The organism is Marinobacter sp. UBA2498, assembly GCF_002341575.1.
GTDB classification, from domain to species: Bacteria; Pseudomonadota; Gammaproteobacteria; order Pseudomonadales; family Oleiphilaceae; genus Marinobacter; species Marinobacter manganoxydans.
Map to the genome: position 1 here is coordinate 24643 of NZ_DDOI01000042.1, position 946 is coordinate 25588.

1 protein-coding gene is annotated in these 946 nt (G+C 59.3%); it reads right to left on the reverse strand.

Annotated features, from left to right (window positions below; translation table 11 throughout):
• Positions 1–79 precede the first annotated feature (79 nt).
• A partial coding sequence (rimO, locus tag B2W52_RS04665; protein ID WP_286801604.1) for a 30S ribosomal protein S12 methylthiotransferase RimO occupies positions 80–946 on the reverse strand: 867 nt, incomplete at its 5' end.

Here is a 946-nt window from a genome sequence, read left to right on the forward strand (position 1 = left end):
TCGTAGCGGTTTTTGGGAGGCACACCCCGCCGAGGCCTACCCCCAAATTCGGCAGGCTAGGTGCCCAAGCCGGAAGCCATCAAAGAAGCCGAGCCCAAAGATCATGCTCATCGGCATGCTCAACAACCGCCTGAACAATCTCACCCGGAACAAGGTCGGTCTCGTCGTTAAGGTAAACCATACCGTCAATCTCCGGCGCGTCTGCCTTGGAGCGACCAATGGCGCCTTCCTCGTCGACCTCGTCAATCAGCACATCAATCGTCTGGCCGATTTTGGCCTGTAGGCGGGCTGCTGAAATCTCTGCCTGTTTTTCCATGAAACGGGCCAGGCGCTCTTCTTTGACTTCCTCGGGAACCGCACCTTCCAGTTCGTTGGCTTTGGCGCCTTCCACCGGGCTGTATTTGAACGCGCCAACACGATCCAGTTGAGCCTCGTCGAGCCAGTCCAGCAGGTACTGGAAGTCTTCCTCGGTTTCACCGGGGAAGCCGACGATGAAGGTGGAGCGGATGGTGAGCTCGGGGCAGATTTCCCGCCATTTGCGGATGCGCTCCAGGGTTTTGCTGTCGTGGGCCGGGCGCTTCATGGCCTTGAGTACTTTCGGGCTGGCGTGCTGGAACGGGATGTCCAGGTACGGCAGGATTTTTCCCTCGGCCATCAGTGGAATGATGTCGTCGACATGAGGATAGGGATAAACGTAGTGCAGGCGTACCCAAACGCCCATTTCGCCGAGCGCTTCACACAGTGACTGCATCTTGGTCTTGAGCGGCCGCCCCTGCCAGAAGCCGGTGCGGTATTTGGTGTCGACGCCGTAGGCGGAGGTGTCCTGGGAGATGACCAACAGCTCTTTTACACCGGCATCCACCAGGCGCTGGGCCTCATCCATCACATCGCCGATGGGGCGGCTGACCAGGTCGCCGCGCATGGAGGGGATGATGCAGAAGGTGCA